The sequence below is a fragment of the Kitasatospora albolonga genome (genome assembly GCA_002082585.1).
Taxonomy (GTDB): Bacteria; Actinomycetota; Actinomycetes; order Streptomycetales; family Streptomycetaceae; genus Streptomyces; species Streptomyces stephensoniae.
The window spans coordinates 2,112,639-2,127,990 of record CP020563.1; the positions used below are offsets into that span (position 1 = coordinate 2,112,639).

18 protein-coding genes and 2 pseudogenes are annotated in these 15,352 nt (G+C 70.2%); 11 read left to right on the forward strand and 9 right to left on the reverse strand.

The features are described from left to right. The first annotated feature begins 493 nt into the window (after positions 1-493). The 3 genes from B7C62_09190 (at position 494) to B7C62_09200 (ending at position 3,152) form a co-directional block, all read left to right on the forward strand. Complete coding sequence (locus B7C62_09190) at positions 494-1,282, forward strand: serine protease (protein ID ARF72426.1); 789 nt, start codon at positions 494-496, stop codon at positions 1,280-1,282. Positions 1,283-1,429: 147 nt separating this feature from the next. Next, entirely contained in the window at positions 1,430-2,341 is a 912-nt protein-coding gene (locus tag B7C62_09195; GenBank protein ID ARF72427.1) for a LysR family transcriptional regulator, read from the forward strand. Positions 2,342-2,570: 229 nt separating this feature from the next. Next, positions 2,571-3,152, forward strand: coding sequence for a metalloprotease (locus B7C62_09200; GenBank protein ID ARF72428.1), 582 nt, complete (start codon positions 2,571-2,573; stop codon positions 3,150-3,152). A 132-nt stretch (positions 3,153-3,284) separates the two neighbouring features. Here B7C62_09200 and B7C62_09205 read toward each other — a convergent pair whose 3' ends face one another. From B7C62_09205 to B7C62_09215, 3 genes are all read right to left on the reverse strand, one after another. Further along, complete coding sequence (locus B7C62_09205; GenBank protein ID ARF72429.1) at positions 3,285-4,253, reverse strand: glutaminase; 969 nt, start codon at positions 4,251-4,253, stop codon at positions 3,285-3,287. Positions 4,254-4,399: 146 nt separating this feature from the next. Further along, the gene (locus tag B7C62_09210; GenBank protein ARF72430.1) at positions 4,400-4,609 is read right to left on the reverse strand and encodes a DUF397 domain-containing protein; all 210 of its coding nucleotides are present in this window, start codon (positions 4,607-4,609) and stop codon (positions 4,400-4,402) included. Beyond that, entirely contained in the window at positions 4,606-5,433 is an 828-nt protein-coding gene (locus B7C62_09215) for a transcriptional regulator (protein ARF72431.1), read from the reverse strand. Before B7C62_09215 ends, B7C62_09210 begins: the two co-directional genes overlap by 4 nt. A gap of 107 nt (positions 5,434-5,540) precedes the next feature. Between B7C62_09215 and B7C62_09220 the strand changes: the two genes are divergently transcribed. From B7C62_09220 to B7C62_09230, 3 genes are read left to right on the forward strand one after another with little or no spacing between them, the layout of a single operon-like run. Next, positions 5,541-5,804 (forward strand): hypothetical protein, encoded by a 264-nt coding sequence (locus B7C62_09220; protein ARF72432.1) that lies wholly within the window; start codon positions 5,541-5,543, stop codon positions 5,802-5,804. Positions 5,805-5,832: 28 nt separating this feature from the next. After that, positions 5,833-6,207 carry a hypothetical protein gene (locus tag B7C62_09225; protein ARF72433.1) on the forward strand — a complete coding sequence of 125 codons (375 nt, stop codon included), beginning with the start codon at positions 5,833-5,835 and terminating at the stop codon, positions 6,205-6,207. A gap of 30 nt (positions 6,208-6,237) precedes the next feature. Continuing rightward, entirely contained in the window at positions 6,238-6,687 is a 450-nt protein-coding gene (locus B7C62_09230) for a hypothetical protein (protein ARF72434.1), read from the forward strand. Between the two features lie 43 nt (positions 6,688-6,730). Here the strand turns inward: B7C62_09230 and B7C62_09235 are convergent, their stop codons facing one another. From B7C62_09235 to B7C62_09245, 3 genes and pseudogenes are all read right to left on the reverse strand, one after another. Continuing rightward, positions 6,731-6,967: a hypothetical protein gene (locus tag B7C62_09235; protein ID ARF72435.1), complete on the reverse strand. Its 237-nt coding sequence runs from the start codon at positions 6,965-6,967 to the stop codon at positions 6,731-6,733. Positions 6,968-7,270: 303 nt separating this feature from the next. Next, positions 7,271-7,750 (reverse strand): annotated as a pseudogene (locus B7C62_09240) (hypothetical protein). A gap of 485 nt (positions 7,751-8,235) precedes the next feature. Continuing rightward, complete coding sequence (locus tag B7C62_09245; protein ID ARF72436.1) at positions 8,236-9,261, reverse strand: DNA-binding transcriptional regulator; 1,026 nt, start codon at positions 9,259-9,261, stop codon at positions 8,236-8,238. A gap of 120 nt (positions 9,262-9,381) precedes the next feature. Between B7C62_09245 and B7C62_09250 the strand changes: the two genes are divergently transcribed. Both B7C62_09250 and B7C62_09255 read left to right on the forward strand, forming a co-directional pair. Further along, on the forward strand, positions 9,382-9,792 hold the full coding sequence (locus tag B7C62_09250; GenBank protein ARF72437.1) for a hypothetical protein: 411 nt from the start codon (positions 9,382-9,384) through the stop codon (positions 9,790-9,792). Positions 9,793-9,914: 122 nt separating this feature from the next. Continuing rightward, positions 9,915-10,163, forward strand: a pseudogene (locus tag B7C62_09255) (alpha/beta hydrolase). A gap of 76 nt (positions 10,164-10,239) precedes the next feature. On the opposite strand, the gene B7C62_09260 reads toward B7C62_09255, so the two are convergent. The 3 genes from B7C62_09260 to B7C62_09270 all read right to left on the reverse strand — a co-directional run bounded on the left by B7C62_09260 (position 10,240) and on the right by B7C62_09270 (position 12,367). Beyond that, positions 10,240-10,458, reverse strand: a complete 219-nt coding sequence (locus B7C62_09260; GenBank protein ARF72438.1) for a hypothetical protein — start codon at positions 10,456-10,458, stop codon at positions 10,240-10,242. A 210-nt stretch (positions 10,459-10,668) separates the two neighbouring features. Next, positions 10,669-10,872: a hypothetical protein gene (locus tag B7C62_09265; GenBank protein ARF72439.1), complete on the reverse strand. Its 204-nt coding sequence runs from the start codon at positions 10,870-10,872 to the stop codon at positions 10,669-10,671. A 112-nt stretch (positions 10,873-10,984) separates the two neighbouring features. Then, positions 10,985-12,367 (reverse strand): glycine--tRNA ligase, encoded by a 1,383-nt coding sequence (locus B7C62_09270; protein ID ARF72440.1) that lies wholly within the window; start codon positions 12,365-12,367, stop codon positions 10,985-10,987. 177 nt (positions 12,368-12,544) lie between these two features. On the opposite strand from B7C62_09270, the gene B7C62_09275 reads away from it, so the two are divergent. Genes B7C62_09275 through B7C62_09285 form a run of 3 tightly spaced genes read left to right on the forward strand, consistent with a single transcriptional unit; the run spans position 12,545 to position 15,315 of the window. After that, the gene (locus B7C62_09275; GenBank protein ARF72441.1) at positions 12,545-13,594 is read left to right on the forward strand and encodes a zinc ABC transporter substrate-binding protein; all 1,050 of its coding nucleotides are present in this window, start codon (positions 12,545-12,547) and stop codon (positions 13,592-13,594) included. 36 nt (positions 13,595-13,630) lie between these two features. Beyond that, positions 13,631-14,416, forward strand: coding sequence for an ABC transporter (locus B7C62_09280; GenBank protein ARF77066.1), 786 nt, complete (start codon positions 13,631-13,633; stop codon positions 14,414-14,416). Continuing rightward, complete coding sequence (locus B7C62_09285; GenBank protein ARF72442.1) at positions 14,416-15,315, forward strand: ABC transporter; 900 nt, start codon at positions 14,416-14,418, stop codon at positions 15,313-15,315. The genes B7C62_09280 and B7C62_09285 overlap by 1 nt, the downstream gene beginning before the upstream one ends. Positions 15,316-15,352 lie beyond the last annotated feature (37 nt).

The window sequence follows — 15,352 nt, forward strand, 5'->3', positions numbered from 1 at the left end:
TGCATGCGTTCCTCTGCCCGACCTTGGCTGTTCATGCGTTCGAGTGCGAGGAATGATCGTTCGGAGGGGGCGTTTTTCGGACTCATTTCGTTGACGCCAAAACAGTTGCCACAGGGAAATAGACCCGTGGCGAGGCCCCTTTCCGGGGCGAACCGGACGAACAAGTCGGCTTGATCTGGCTCGTCGCGCGCTCCCGGCGGAGGACTTGTCCGCGTCACGTGAAGGACCTGTGGAGGCACACACCGCAGGTTCCTTAGCCGCCCGGCCACGGGAACCCCGCCCGGCCGCAGGGAACAGGGGCCCGCCCCGGCGGGAACTACCCCCCGGTACTCCCGGATGTTATGGGCCGCTGGCATTGGTGGACCGGCACGGGCCCCTCACATACTCCTGTGGACGGCAGATTGACGGGTCACGAACAATCCGGGACCACTCGTGGGACCGGGCCGCCCGCCCCTCTCCGTGCCTCCCCCACCTCCCACGCGAAGGACCCCCCATGGCTCTCCCCCGCACCCTGCGCACCATGGCCGCCGCAGGCATCGCCCTCGGCATCGCCATCGCCGCACCGGCCTTCACCGGGACCGCGAACGCCGCCCCGAACCCCATCGTCGGCGGCGAACAGGCCACCTCCACCTACTCGTTCATGGGCTCCATCCAGGTCAACGGCAGCCACTACTGCGGCGCCTCGCTCATCTCGCCCGGCTGGATGGTCACGGCCCTGCACTGTACGTACGGCAACGGCGCCCTCCCCGCGTCCGCCCTGCGGGTCCGCATCGGCTCCAACGACCACCTCAGCGGCGGCACCCTCGCCGGTGTCTCGCAGATCGTCCGCCCCTCCAGCAGCCCGAGCATGGCCGGCCAGGACATAGCCCTGCTCCGCCTCAGCAGCCAGGTGGCGCACACCCCCGTCCCGATCACCTCCGCCACCCCGGCCGACAACTCCGCCACCCGGCTGCTCGGCTGGGGCCAGACCTGCCCGCAGCGCGGCTGCTCCTCCGGCGCGCCCCGCTACCTCAAGCAGCTCGACACCAAGGTGCTGCCCGACAGCTCCTGCACCGGCATGGTGAACAGCCGTGAGCTGTGCATCGCGGGCACCACCTCCAACACCGCCTGCTACGGCGACTCCGGCGGGCCCGCCCTGGTCAACCGGAACGGCCGCCTCGAACTGGCCGGTGCCACCAGCCGCAGCGGCTCCACCAGCAGCACCTGCGGGGTCGGCGGCGCCGTCTACACCGACCTGGCCGCCTGGAAGTCCTGGATACAGCAGTACACCGGCGCGCTCTGAGCCCTGACCTCCTGAGGCGCCCGGCCGCTCCCCGTCACGCCGAACGGCCGCCGGGGAGCGGCCGGACACCCCGTCCGGCACGGGCGCCCCTCACCCCCCACCGCACCCATGGACATGACATACGCGGTGAACTAGCCTCATTCAGCCATGGACCTGGAACTGCGGCACTTCCGCATTCTGCTGGCGATCGCCGAAGCGGGCAGCCTGACCAAGGCCGCCGCCGCGCTGATGCTCTCCCAGCCGGCCATGACGACCCAACTCCGTCGGATCGAGGCGTCGTTCGGTCAGCCCCTCTTCGAGCGTTCGGTCCGCGGAGTGGCACCCACGCGCGCGGGTGAGCTGGTGATCTCGCACGCCCGGGACGCGGTGACCAGCGCCGACCGCATCCGCAGCTACCGCCTCCGGCCGACCGCCGACCTGGAGCCGGTGACGGTGGGCGGCTGTTCCGGTCCGCTCATGGGCCATCTGACACTGCATCTGCCCGCCGCGCTGAGCAACCCCGTGAGCTTCGTGCAGTTCGTCTCCACGGGAGAGCTCCTGGGCCGGGTCGGTGACGGGACGATCGACGCGGGGTGCCTGGTCGACCTGGACGGTTTCGGCGCGGCCCCCGCCGAGGACGTCCTCGTCGACGTCATCGGGCTCGAACCCGTCGCGGTCATCCTCCCGGCCGGGCACCCGCTCGCCGGGAAGGAGCGGATCGCCCTCGCGAGCCTCGCCGAGGAGACCTGGCTCCTGCCGCCGAACGATCCCGGCTGCGACGACTACGGGGCGCTGGCCGACGCCTGCGGAACGGCCGGGTTCACGCCACGGATCTCGCCGCACCGGATCGGGGATCTGAGCATCCTGTGCGACCTGGTCGCCCAGGGCATCGGCCTCACGCTGGCGCAGGGTTCGGCCAGAGCCCGTGAGGGGGTGGTCATGCGAAGACTCGCAGGCGATCCCCTGCTGGGGAGACATCTGCTGGCCCTGCACCGGGCGTCGCCCCTCATCGGCGCCCGGCCGCTCCTGCTCGATCTCGCCCGGGACGCCTTCGCGGCCCGGTGCGCCAAGCGGGACTGACACCCGCACCGGCGCATCCGGCGAGAAGCGGCCCCATTCACGGGCGTTATGGCCGACCGGCATGGGCCGCGGACCGGCCCACCACCGGGATACTCCTGAACAGAACGACTTGACAGTACGCCGACAACTTCACCTCTCCAGGCGCCCGCTCCTCCCCGGAAGCCCGGGCGCCCGCGCCACCGCACCCGGTCCTCCCCTCCTGGAGACCGGCCCAGCGAAAGGACCCCCCATGCCCCGCTCCAAGTGGCTCGCGGCAGTCGGCACCGCCGCGGCCGTCACCCTGCTCCTGGCCCCCGCGTCGCACGCCGCCGCCACACCCGAAACGGCCGCGCCGATCAGCGCCTCGGCCGTCACGACCCTCTACTACGACGACACCCGGGCCCGTGGCTGGGAAGCCGCCGTCACGGCCGGGGTCGCCTCCTGGAACGCGAACAGCACCAACGTGAAGCTGGCGAAGGTCCGGCCCGGCACCCGCGCCGAGATCCAGATCATCGCCACCAACGGCTGGCCCCAGGCCACCCTGGGCCCGGTCCGTCCGGGCGGCCAGGCCCGGGTCGAACTCGGCAGCCAGGCGGTCGCCGAGGGCCACGACAAGACCCGCATCGCCGCCCACGAGATCGGCCACAACCTCGGCCTGCCGGACACCAAGCCCGGCCCGTGCTCCCAGCTGATGTCGGGCTCCAGCGCGGGCATCAGCTGCAAGAACTCCGTCCCCAACGCCACCGAACGGTCACGCGTCGAGTCCTACTACGCCGGCCGCGCCGCCACCCGCACCCCGGCCGACGGCCGCATCCTCGTCGACGCGCCCTGACCACGGCAACCGGTCATCCGGTTCCCGGTGGGCGGACCGGCGCTGTTGTGGGGCAGCGCCGGTCCGCCGGTCCCCATGAGGCGGGATCGGATTCCCCGTGAGGAGGGATCAACGGAGGCATCAAAGGCGGGATCAGAAGACGGACAGCCCGGTGAGCGTGGTGAAGCGGTCGAGGGCCGACACCCCCGCCACCGAGTTGCCGCGCCGGTCGAGACCCGGGCTCCAGACGCACAGGGTGCACACCCCCGGCACGATGGCGATGATCCCCCCGCCCACACCGCTCTTGCCCGGCAGCCCCACCCGGTAGGCGAACTCCCCGGCCGCGTCGTACGTCCCGCAGGTGAGCATGACCGCGTTGACCTGCTTCGCCTGGCTGCGGGTCAGCAGCGCGGACCCGTCGGCCCGGACACCGTGCCGGGCCAGGAACCCCGCGGAGAGGGCCAGATCCGCGCAGGACGCCTCGATCGAGCACTGGCGGAAGTAGGCGGAGAGCAGTTCGGGGACCGGGAGCGTGATGTTGCCGTAGGAGGCCATGAAGTGGGCCAGCGCGGCGTTGCGGTCACCGAAGGCCGCCTCGGACGCGGCGACTTCCGGTACGAAGTCGATGGCGGCATTGCCGCTCTCGGTACGCAGCAGCTCCCGCACCCGCCCGGCCGCGTCCCCGGTCAGGGCCTGCAACCGGTCGGTGACCACCAGGGCCCCGGCGTTGATGAACGGGTTACGGGGCACCCCGTCCTCGTACTCCAGCTGCACCAGGGAGTTGAAGGGGTTGCCCGACGGCTCACGGCCCACGCCCCGCCAGAGCCGCTCACCGTCCAGAGAGAGCGCCAGGGCCAGGGCGAACACCTTGGAGATGGACTGCGTCGAGAACGGCTGCCGCCAGTCGCCGACCCCGTAGACGGTCCCGTCCGGCTCCGCGACGGCCATACCGAACCGCCGGGGGTCGGCACCGGCGAGAACCGGGATGTAGTCGGCGGGGGCACCGTGGTCGGCGAGCGCGGCCATCTCCTCGGCTATGCGGCTGAGCACCGCGCCGAAGCGGTGGGAGCCGGTGCGCGGAGCCGGGCTGTCGGCCCGAGGGGCGGCGGAGCTGTGGGACACGGCGATTCCTGACGGGGAGGGGAGCGGGAAGGCCCCGCTCCGAGGTGCCACCGACCGTACCTTCCGGCGCATGGACGACTCCCCTCTCCGGACAGCAGAACCGCCCCACCCTGCACGGCACGGTGGGGCGGTCCTCGCTCGGCTTGTCAGGCGGCGTCGAACGTCCCGGCCCGCACGCCCGCGACGAACGCGGAGAACGCGGCGGTACGGACGTCGACCACCGGGCCCTCCGCGACCTTGGAGTCGCGTACGGGGACAATGCCGCGCGTGGCAGTGAGGTTGGCGGCGACCTCAACGCAGTTGCCGCCGTTGTTGCTGTACGAGGACTTGAACCATCGGGGGGATTCGGTCGTCACAGTGTGCCCTTTCGCAACTGGCTGATCTTGGCCACCGACGCCGTCTGCGACAGCGACGCAGCCTGAAGTTGATGGTAGTCCGTCAGGATGGGCAGGACGAAGGAGCTTTCCCGGTCCAGATGCCCCAGCGTCTGCGACTCTGCGTAGCAGATCACGGACCGGTCCGGCAGCGTCAGGATGTTGACCGGAAGGTCGAACGTCCGCTCTTCCCCGATCTCGTACGGAGCCACCTGAAGCAAGGTGTTGGGCATCTCGGCGAACTCCATCAGCCGGTCCAACTGGGCGTTCATGACGGCGGGCCCGCCGACCGGACGGCGGATGCAGCTTTCGTCCATGGTCACGAAGAGCATGGGCGGCTGCGGCCGCACCAACGCCTCCTGGCGCTTCGCCAGGAAGGCCACGCGTTCGTCGGCCTGCTCCGGCGTGATCGCCCCGCGCCGTACCGCACTGTCGGCCAGGACCCGTGCGTACTCCGGCGTCTGCAACAGCCCCGGGATGATCCCGACTTCGTACAGCCGGATCTCCACCGCCCGGCCCTCGTAGCCCACGTACTCCGGGAAGCCCTCCAGCATGGTCAGGTCCTTCATGGCCTGCACCATGCGGCTGAACTTGTCGCCGGTCCCGAGCGCCCTGTCAGCGCTCCTCGCGAAGGGCGGAGTTGGAGGGCGTCGACCAGTTTCCACGGCCGAGACATGCGTCCCTGAGCACCCCATGCGCGCGGCCAGTTCGTCCTGCGTCCAGCCACGGGCATCTCTGGCCTGCCTCAGCTGGAAGCCGAACGAGATGTCCGGGTTCTCGGGGTCGAGCTGCTTGCGATTCACCATGGCGAAGCCCCAACTCCTCAAGCAATGAACGCAGGTTGAAGACGGATCGACCCTAGGCCAGTCTGAATCGCCCCGGTAGCCGTTCAGCTACAGAGAGGACCCATTCGGTGTACGGAGTGAACGTTTGCGCGAACCCCGAGGAACCGCCCCCTGACCTCCCCGCCCCCGGAACCCTCCTGGCGGACACCAGCCGCAACAACCGCGTGGGCGAGTTCCGAGGGGTCGCCGGCTGCTACTGGTCACTGCGGCCCGTGGGCGGCGGGCGGGAGTGGGAGACCGAACCCCGCCACGTACGCCCCGTACTGCCCATGGAGCAACTCCGGTCCCACACCTCGAGGATGAACGCCCTCAGGCGGGATGAGGCCCTGTGATCCGTACCGTCGGCGACGAGCGTGCCGCATGACGCGCGCGAGCTACGCCGCCGAGGTCACCCTCTCCCACGGCCACCGCTCCGCCTCGCTCGGAGGCGTCACCGTACGGAACCGGCGACTCGTCCTCCTCTGGCTCCGCAGGCAGGCGCTCCGCCTGGCCGACGGGCACGGATGCGGGGGCACCGCACGGGACACGGCACCCCACGACGTACGCCCCGTACTCTTCCACGGCTCCGACGCCCCCGAAGAATTGCGGTCCTGGGCCACCGACGGCGGGCACCAGGACGACGCGATACGCACCCTCGAAGCGGGCTTCCCCCTCCAGTTCACCGTCCTCGACCCCGCCGTCGGACTGAGCCTCACCCTCGCCGGGTGGCGCGGCTTCCCCGCCGCACACCCATAGACCCCCTCCCCACAGACAAGGCCCCTGACCGTGCTCCAGTGCACCGCCGTGACCCCGGCCCCCCTCAACGACGTACTCCTCGCCCTCACCACCATGGAAACCGGCCCCGACAACCCCCTCACCGCACTCCCCCCGGCCCACTACGTCCTGTGCGAACTCGGCGAACACGACACCCACACCGAGCACGCCGCCCTCCTCTGCCCCGGCGGAACACCCCACCGTCCCGCACTCTGGCTCCTGTGGACCGGCACCGACACCGACCGCACCCACCGCATCACCACCATCCCCTGGTGCCCCACCGTCCTGCGCATCCTCGACACCGACTCCGCACTGCCCTGCTCACTCCTCAACCACCACACCGGAGACCACTCCTGGAACGTCACCGACCCCCTCAGCGACCTCCTCGCCGGACCCGTCACCACCAACAGCACCCACACCCCCGGCGACACACCCGACACCCCCACCGACCACCCGAGATGACGGGGACCCCCACCACCCTCTAGGACGAAGAGGAAGACGGGAGTCAAGAAGTCGTCTCCCCCTGTCGTCGTATGTCGACCGCCTGCGTCCGCGCCGCGTCTGCCTCTGCTCTCGCTCTGATCCGGTCTTCCTCGAAAGGAAGCACGCGCGCCAAGGCGTCCAGGGCATCTGCGACCCTCTCCCGCCAGTCAGCGAACTTTCCGGGCTCCGGATCGGTGGGCCGCTGCGACTTCACCGCACGAAGGCGGTCCAGGCCGGCCTTGAGCACGGGGTCAACCACGAGAACCTCTTCTGATCAGCACACGGCCGGCCCTCCTGCGCCGCTTCCCCGACACGGTCTGCTGCGGGCGCTGTCGGCGAACTGCCGTCGTGCCCGACCGTACGCCGCCGACTGCCCCCGTGAACCGAGGGGCCTCTCCCTTCCCCGCCCGGCAGAGAGAGGCCCCCGCTCACACGGTCAGCGGCGCAAGCGGTAGCTGTTGCCCCAGTCGTTCGGTGCGCAGACGTTCAGCCGTCGCTCGGTCAGGTCGTAGGTGAAGCCGCTGGGCACCGTACAGGCCCAGAGGTTGTTCGCCGGGGTGCGCAGACGGTAGCTGAGGTCGTAGTCGTTCGCTCTGCAGACGTTCAGCCGCCGCTCCGCCCGGTCGTAGGTGAAGCCGCTGGGCAGACCGCAGGCCCAGAGGTTGTCGCTGGGCACCCGAAGGCGGTAACTGATGTCCCAGCCCGTGGCGTTGCAGACATTCAGCCGTCTCTCCGCCAGGTCATGGGTGAAACCACTGGGCAGGGTGCAGGCCCAGAGGTTGTCCGCGGGGGTGGTGACGTAGTAACTGATGGCCCAGCCGCTCGGGTTGCAGACGTTCAGTCGGCGTTCGGCCTTGGTGAAGGTCATGCCGGCCGGGACAGAACAGGCCCAGTAGGCGGAGGCGGCTGCCGTGGCGGGCGCCCCGGAGGAAAGCCGGGGTGCGGGCTCGGCGCTCGCGGGAGCGGAGACCAGCAGTCCGAGGCAGAGAGCCACGGCGCTGAACATGGATATGAGTGCTGTGCGTAGCCGAAGACGTGGCATGGGAGACAACTCCTGGTGGGTGCGGGTGCGCAGACATGGCAGGGCCCGGGCAGGGCATCGGCGGCGCGAGAGCGACCGCCGGGACCTTCCCCGGTGAGCCGCCGTCATGCTGGCAGCGGCAGGAGCCCCGGGCAATTGCCCCCATCTCGGCGCAACTCAGATCCGGCCACTCGGCGATCTCCACATCATGTGACGGGAGTGACTGATGAGGCGCGCGGGGCGTTCACACTCTGTCCACACCAGCCTCGGCTGCCTCGTCGTGGCCGATATGCCGACCGGCGAAGCCGAATCGCGCCACCCCGGTGTCGCTCTCGGCAACCATGCTCCCGATGACCACCCGTGGCCTGAACGCGTCCACGAGGTTCCGGAGCATCCGGCCGCTCGCACCTCGTGACCATGCGCTGACCTCCGGCACCCTCCTGGCGGCCTTCGCCCAGGAATCCGTCACGCTGTTCGACCCGTCTGTGCGATTCGTCCGAAAACGATCATCCGGAGAGCGGTTCGGGCGGCGCTTCGTAGCGGGTGGCGACCGCGGCGGCCCGGTCGCGCAGGGTGGTGCGCAGCCACTCCGGGGCGAGGACCTCCGCGTCCGTGGCGAGCTGCCACAGCGCCCATACGGCGTGCCGCGCGTCCTGGAAGGTCACCTCCAGCCGCAGCGTGCCGCCCGCGTCGGCGCCCTCGGCGCTCTCAGCGCCCTCGGTCTCCTCGGCTTCTTCGGAGAGGACCGCCAGCGCGGTGCCCACCAGGTCCTGCCGTCGCTCCGGGGCCACCCGTACCAGCGCGGTGACCAGGTCGCCGCCGGTCCGGAACCGGGTACTGCGGTCCTGCCAGGCCCGGTCCAGGTCGACCCGGTCCGGTCGTTGCGCGGGTTCGGGGAGTTCCTCGGCGGCCATGATCCGGGACAGCCGGTACGTACGGTCGGCGCCGGACCTCGTGGCCAGCAGGTAGCCCTGGTCCCGCACGGTGACCAGGCCGACCGGGTCCACCGTGCGCCACCGGGGGGCCTGGTCCACGGCCGCGTAACGGATGCGTAGCTTGCGGCCGGCGAGCACCGCGCGCCGGACCTCGGCCGCGACGGGGCCGGGGACCTCGTCCACGGCCTGCCGACGCGCGAGGAGGTCGGTCTCGGGGTCGATGAGCAGCCGCTCGGCCACCCCCGCCGCCGTGTCCCGATGGCTCTCGGGCAGCGCGTCGACCACCTTGAGCATGGCCGAGGCGAGCGCCGAGCCGAGGCCGAACGCCTGCGCTCCGCGCCGCGATCCGGCGACCAGCAGGGCGAGGGCCTCGTCGTGGTTCAGCCCGGTCAGCTCGGTCCGGAACCCGGGCAGCAACGCGAACCCGCCGTGGCGGCCGCGCTCGGCATGGACCGGGACACCGGCTGCGGACAGCGCCTCGATATCGCGCAGCACCGTACGGGTGGACACCTCCAGCTCGCGGGCGAGCGCGGGCGCGGAGAGCCGGCCGCGCTGGCGCAGCAGCAGAACCAGGGAGACCAGCCGATCGGCGCGCATCCGAAAACCCTAGAGGAATACGTGACATGAGGTGTCGTGATGGGCTGCGAGGCTCATGGCCGTGCCTCTCGGAGAACTCGAGCGGACACTCACTCACTCACTCATGCGAAGGATCATCAGATGGGCTCTCACCTCAACCCGTACATCAGCTTCAACGGCAACGCCCGGCAGGCGATGGAGTTCTACCAAGAGGTGTTCGGCGGCAAGCTGGAGCTGGGCACGGCCGCCGACTTCGGCTCACCGGACCCGGCCGACGCCGACAAGGTCATGCACGCCCGGCTCGACACCCCGGGCGGATACACGCTGATGGCCTGGGACGTGCCGGAAGGGGTGCCCTACCGGCCGGGCAACGATGTCGCGGTCTACCTCGGCGGCGACGGCGGTGATCTCCGCGACCATTTCGAGAAGTTGACGGTCGGCGGCACCGTGACCATGCCTCTGGAGAAGCAGCCCTGGGGTGACGAGGCGGGCTCCCTCGTGGACCGGTTCGGGATCAGCTGGATGGTCAACATCACCCGGCAGCGGAGCTGACCGGCCCGAGCCGGACGCGAGGGCCGCCCGCGCGATGAACTGGCGTGCGGCTGCGTGAGGTTGGGTCCGACGAGCGTACGCATCCGGGGGGGTCGGGACTCATGACGGCCGCAGGGTCCCCCGAGGCGGTGGATGCCACCATCCGCTCCGGCTACGCCTTCCACACTCTGCCGACCGCCTGGGGCGAGGTGCTGGGCCGCTTCGACGCGGAGGCGATGCGTCATGTGGCGGCCCCCGTACCCATCCTGAACGGCGAGAAGGACAGCACCTTCCGGTCCGGGGAGCGGGGTTCACCCGCGCGCACCCGCAGGCCCGCATCGAGCTGATCCCCCCGGGCGAAGCACCTCGCGAACGTCGACGACCCGGTAGCCGCGTGGCCGCGCACCGGCGTACGCGAAGGGGCCCGTTCCGTACGTTGTACGGAACGGGCCCCGGTGCGTGCGGGTGTCAGCTCTGCGCGGACGGCGTGCCCTGCTCGCCCGGCTCGGCGGTGGTGGCCGCCTGGGCCTCGGCGCGCTCGCGCATCTTGCGTACCAGCTCCTGCTTCTTGTCCTCGGCGGCCTTGCGGTCGGCGCCTCGCGCGGAACCCGCGCCCTGCTGCTCGGCGCGGGACAGCTTCTTGCGCTGTCCGCCGACGCCGAGGAGGTTGTTGCGGCTCTTGGCCATGACGTTCTCCCGTTCGGGGTGAGAAGTGAGGAAGGAAGTGATCGGGTGATCGAGATCGATCCGGTGGGCGGCGGGTGGTTCGGGCCCCCGCCGCGCTCTCACTCGTAGATCTGGAAGAACGAAGACATACGGGAACGGTACCCCGCTTCCGGAACGCCCCGCACCAGGTTTTCCGGCCGTCGGGACCCAGACCGCCGGAAGCCGGAAGGTTCAGGCCGTCGGGTCGACCGTCGCCTGGTGGGCCTCGGTCAGGTGCTCCTGGGCCTTCAGCCAGGGCAGGAACTGCGCCGAGCGGCGCCAGCCGCAGGTGGAGCACGTGAGCTCGCGCGCCATGCGGGACTTCGTCACCCGTACGACGTGTTCACGGCCGTGCTGGTCCCATCTGGTGACCTTGCTGGTGGTGATGGACGGCATCGCGTACCTCCCGGGGCGGCGGCGGAGAGGCTCCGGTGGACCGTACGACGAAGCCCCCGGTTCCGTACCCGGAACCGGGGGCCTCACGCGCGTACGCGGCCGTACGGAAGCGTCAGCAGCCGAGCAGACGGGCGCCGAGGTACGCCTGGATCTGGTCCAGGGAGACGCGCTCCTGCTTCATGGTGTCGCGCTCGCGCACGGTCACCGCGTTGTCGTCGAGGGTGTCGAAGTCGACGGTGACGCAGAACGGGGTGCCGATCTCGTCCTGGCGGCGGTAGCGGCGGCCGATGGCACCGGCGTCGTCGAACTCGATGTTCCAGTTCTTGCGCAGGTCCGCCGCCAGCCCCTTGGCCTTCGGCGAGAGCTGCGCGTTGCGGGACAGCGGCAGGACCGCGGCCTTGACCGGGGCGAGGCGGTGGTCGAGACGCATCACGGTGCGCTTCTCCATGACGCCCTTGGCGTTGGGGGCCTCGTCCTCGACGTAGGCGTCGAGGAGGAACGCCAGCATCGCGCGGCCGACACCGGCCGCGGGCTCGATGACGTACGGCGTCCAGCGCTCCTGGGCCTCCTGGTCGTGGTAGTGGAGGTCGGTGCCGGACGCCTCGGAGTGCGCCTTGAGGTCGTAGTCCGTGCGGTTGGCGACGCCCTCCAGCTCGCCCCACTCGCTGCCGCCGAAGCGGAAGCGGTACTCGATGTCCGCGGTGCGCTTGGAGTAGTGGGAGAGCTTCTCCTTGGGGTGCTCGAACCAGCGCATGTTCTCCTCGCGCATACCGAGGTCCGTGTACCAGTTCCAGCGCTGGTCCATCCAGTACTGCTGCCACTCCTCGTCCTCGCCCGGCTTGACGAAGAACTCCATCTCCATCTGCTCGAACTCACGGGTCCGGAAGATGAAGTTGCCCGGAGTGATCTCGTTCCGGAAGGACTTGCCCATCTGCGCGATACCGAACGGCGGCTTCTTGCGCGAGGTCTGGAGCACCTGGCCGAAGTTGGTGAAGATGCCCTGGGCGGTCTCGGGGCGCAGGTAGGCGACCGAGCCGGAGTCCTGGGTCGGGCCGAGGTGGGTGGAGAGCAGACCCGAGAACTGCTTGGGCTCGGTGAAGGTGCCCTTGTTGCCGCAGTTGGGGCAGTTGAGGTCGGCGAGGCCGTTGACCGGCGGCTTGCCGTGCTTCTCCTCGTACGCCTCCTCCAGGTGGTCGGCGCGGTAGCGCTTGTGACAGGAGGTGCACTCGGTCAGCGGGTCCGAGAAGGTGGCGACGTGACCCGAGGCGACCCAGACGTCCGGGGCCAGGATGACCGACGAGTCGATACCGACCACGTCCTCGCGCGAGGTGACCATGTAGCGCCACCACTGGCGCTTCAGGTTCTCCTTCATCTCGACGCCCAGCGGCCCGTAGTCCCAGGCGGCCTTCTGGCCGCCGTAGATCTCACTGCAGGGGTAGACGAAGCCACGGCGCTTGCTCAGGCTGACGATGGTGTCGATCTTGTCGGCGGCCACGGTGCTCTCTTCATACGACGATGACGAACGGGCGAAGGGGCCAGATTACCGGCGCGCGCACCCCTCGTATCAAATCGGCGGGGGGCGTACGGAGTCCCGCACCGCCGTCTCGTGATCTTCCGGGCATCTCATCAGCCTTGTTGACAATCGTTTCCACTTTTGTTGAAAATGACTGTCATGAACGTACGTCGCCGCCTCATACCCACCACCGCCGTCGCCGGAGCAGTCGTCCTCGGCCTGACCGCTCTCTCGGCCTGCTCCACCTCCGAAGCAGCGGACGGGAGCAACGGCGACAAGCTGAAGGTGACGGCGTCCTTCTACCCGATGCAGTTCCTGGCCGAGCGGATCGGCGGCGAGCACGTCGCCGTCACCAGCCTCACCAAGCCGGGCGTCGAGCCGCACGACCTGGAGCTCACCCCCCGCCAGATCGGCTCCATCAGCGAGTCCGACTACGTGCTCTACCTCAAGGGCATCCAGCCCGCCGTGGACGATGCGATCAAGCAGTCCGGTGTGAAGAACACCGTCGACGCCGCGACCCTCACCACGCTGGAGAACCACGGAGCCGAGGTCAGCGGCCACGACCACGGTCACGAGGACGAAGAGGAGCACGAGGGCGAGGAGCACGGGGATGAGCACGGCCACGAAGGCGAGGAGGCCCACGAGGAGCACTCCGAGGGCGACGGCCACAACCACGGCGAGGACGGCGGCGCCGACCCGCACATCTGGCTGGACCCGGTGAAGTACGCCGAGGTCGCCAAGGGTGTCGGCAAGTCCCTGGAGAAGGCCGACCCCGACCACGCCGCCGACTACAAGAAGAACACCGAGGCCCTCGTCGCCGAGCTGGACAAGCTGAACACGGCGTACGAGACCGGGCTGAAGAACACCGCCACCAAGACCTTCATCACCACCCACTCCGCCTTCGGCTACCTCGCCGAGCGCTACGGGCTCACCCAGCAGGGCATCGCGGGCATCGACCCCGAGGCCGAGCCGAGCCCCGCCCGCATCCAGCAGATCCACACCATCGCGGAGAAGGACAAGGCCACCACGGTCTTCTTCGAGACGCTCGCCAGCGACCGGACCGCGAAGACCCTCGCGAAGGACACCGGGCTGAGGACGGACGTCCTGGACCCGCTGGAGGGAATCACGGAGAAGTCCAAGGGCGCTGACTACATCGAGGTCATGGAGTCCAACCTCACCGCGCTGAAGAAGGCACTCGGCGCGAAGTGACCCGTACCACCTGTGACGTTCGGATCGGAGGCGCTCATGCCGGAGCGTGAGAGCACCACCAACCGCGAGGCCGTCGTCAGTCTGCGCGGCGCCACGGCCACCCTCGGCGCGCGCCCCGTCCTGCGCGGGGTGGACCTCACCGTGCGCCGGGGCGAGGTCGTCGCCCTGCTGGGCGCCAACGGGTCCGGCAAGTCCACCGCCGTACGGTCCGTCATCGGCCAGGTCCCGCTGACCGGCGGCACCGTCGAGCTGTTCGGCACCGAGCTGCGGCGCTTCCGCCAGTGGGGCCGCGTCGGTTACGTACCGCAGCGCACCACGGCCGCCGGCGGGGTCCCCGCCACGATCCGCGAGGTCGTCGCCTCCGGGCGGCTCGCCCGGACGAGGCTGAGGTGGCCCGGGAAGGCCGACCGCAGGGCCGTGGACCGGGCCATCGAGCTGGTGGGCCTCGCCGACCGCGCCAAGGACTCCGTGAGCGCCCTGTCGGGCGGCCAGCACCAGCGGGTCCTGATAGCCCGCGCCCTGGCCGCCGAGCCGGAGCTGCTGATCATGGACGAGCCGATGGCCGGGGTGGACCTGGCGAGCCAGGAGATCCTGGCGGCGACCCTGCGCGAGCAGGTGGCCCTGAACACCTCCGTGCTCCTCGTCCTGCACGAGCTGGGCCCTCTGGAGCCGCTGATCGACCGGGCCGTGGTCCTGCGCGACGGCTGCGTCACGCACGACGGCCCGCCGCCGGAGGCGCTCGGCCAGCACGCCCTGCCCGGCCACGACCACGTACACCCCCACGCGGCCGTCGAGCCCGTACGGACGGGACTGCTGACCTGATGCTGCTCGAATTCCTCAACCCTCCCTTCATGCAGCGGGCGCTCATCGCGGCCGTCCTGGTCGGCATCACCGCGCCCGCCATCGGCATCTACCTGGTCCAGCGCCGCCAGGCCCTGATGGGCGACGGCATCGGGCACATCGCGATGACCGGTGTCGGCCTCGGCTTTCTGCTCTCCACCAGCCCCGTCTGGATGGCCACCGCCGTCGCCGTGGCCGGTGCGGTCACCATGGAGCTGATCCGCTGGTACGGGCACACGCGCGGCGATCTCGCCCTGGCGATGCTCTTCTACGGGGGCATGGCGGGCGGCGTCATGCTGATCAACCTCTCCGACACGGGCTCCAACGCCAACCTGACCTCGTACCTCTTCGGCTCGCTCTCGACGGTCTCCGAGTCCGACGTCATCGCGATCTGCGTGCTGGCGGCCTTCGTGGTGCTGGTCACCGTGGGGCTGCGGCGGCAGATGTTCGCCGTCAGCCAGGACGAGGAGTTCGCCCGGGTGACCGGGCTGCCGGTGCGGGTGCTGAACCTGCTGATCGCGGTGACGGCCGCCGTGACGGTGACCGTCGCGATGCGGGTCGTCGGGCTGCTGCTGGTCAGCGCGCTGATGGTGGTGCCGGTGGCGGCGGCCCAGCAGATCACCAAGTCCTTCAAGGTGACCTTCGTGCTCTCCGTGGTGATCGGTACGGGGGTGACCCTGGCCGGCACCGTGACCTCGTACTACCAGGACGTTCCGCCCGGCGCGACCATCGTGCTGCTGGCCATCGCGGTGTTCGTCGTCCTGACCGCGCTCGCCGCTCCGCTCGCGAAACGGCGGGCCCGGGCGAGCGAGGCGAAGGGGTCGGAGTGCACCCTGGAGGTACCGGGGGCCCGCCGGGGCACGGACGACGTACACGTGTGAGCGGGGTGCGCGTTTGAGTGCGGCGCCCGCGCGGGCT

Bases quoted from the DNA above. Each gene is read 5' to 3' on its own strand.
- B7C62_09285 (ARF72442.1), top strand. From the start codon at position 14,416: ATGCTGCTCGAATTCCTCAACCCTCCCTTCATGCAGCGGGCGCTCATC.
- B7C62_09265 (ARF72439.1), bottom strand. From the start codon at position 10,872: ATGCCGTCCATCACCACCAGCAAGGTCACCAGATGGGACCAGCACGGC.
- B7C62_09250 (ARF72437.1), top strand. From the start codon at position 9,382: ATGGGCTCTCACCTCAACCCGTACATCAGCTTCAACGGCAACGCCCGG.
- B7C62_09260 (ARF72438.1), bottom strand. From the start codon at position 10,458: ATGGCCAAGAGCCGCAACAACCTCCTCGGCGTCGGCGGACAGCGCAAG.
- B7C62_09215 (ARF72431.1), bottom strand. From the start codon at position 5,433: ATGGTGAATCGCAAGCAGCTCGACCCCGAGAACCCGGACATCTCGTTC.
- B7C62_09245 (ARF72436.1), bottom strand. From the start codon at position 9,261: ATGCGCGCCGATCGGCTGGTCTCCCTGGTTCTGCTGCTGCGCCAGCGC.
- B7C62_09225 (ARF72433.1), top strand. From the start codon at position 5,833: ATGACGCGCGCGAGCTACGCCGCCGAGGTCACCCTCTCCCACGGCCAC.
- B7C62_09190 (ARF72426.1), top strand. From the start codon at position 494: ATGGCTCTCCCCCGCACCCTGCGCACCATGGCCGCCGCAGGCATCGCC.
- B7C62_09200 (ARF72428.1), top strand. From the start codon at position 2,571: ATGCCCCGCTCCAAGTGGCTCGCGGCAGTCGGCACCGCCGCGGCCGTC.
- B7C62_09280 (ARF77066.1), top strand. From the start codon at position 13,631: ATGCCGGAGCGTGAGAGCACCACCAACCGCGAGGCCGTCGTCAGTCTG.
- B7C62_09275 (ARF72441.1), top strand. From the start codon at position 12,545: ATGAACGTACGTCGCCGCCTCATACCCACCACCGCCGTCGCCGGAGCA.
- B7C62_09195 (ARF72427.1), top strand. From the start codon at position 1,430: ATGGACCTGGAACTGCGGCACTTCCGCATTCTGCTGGCGATCGCCGAA.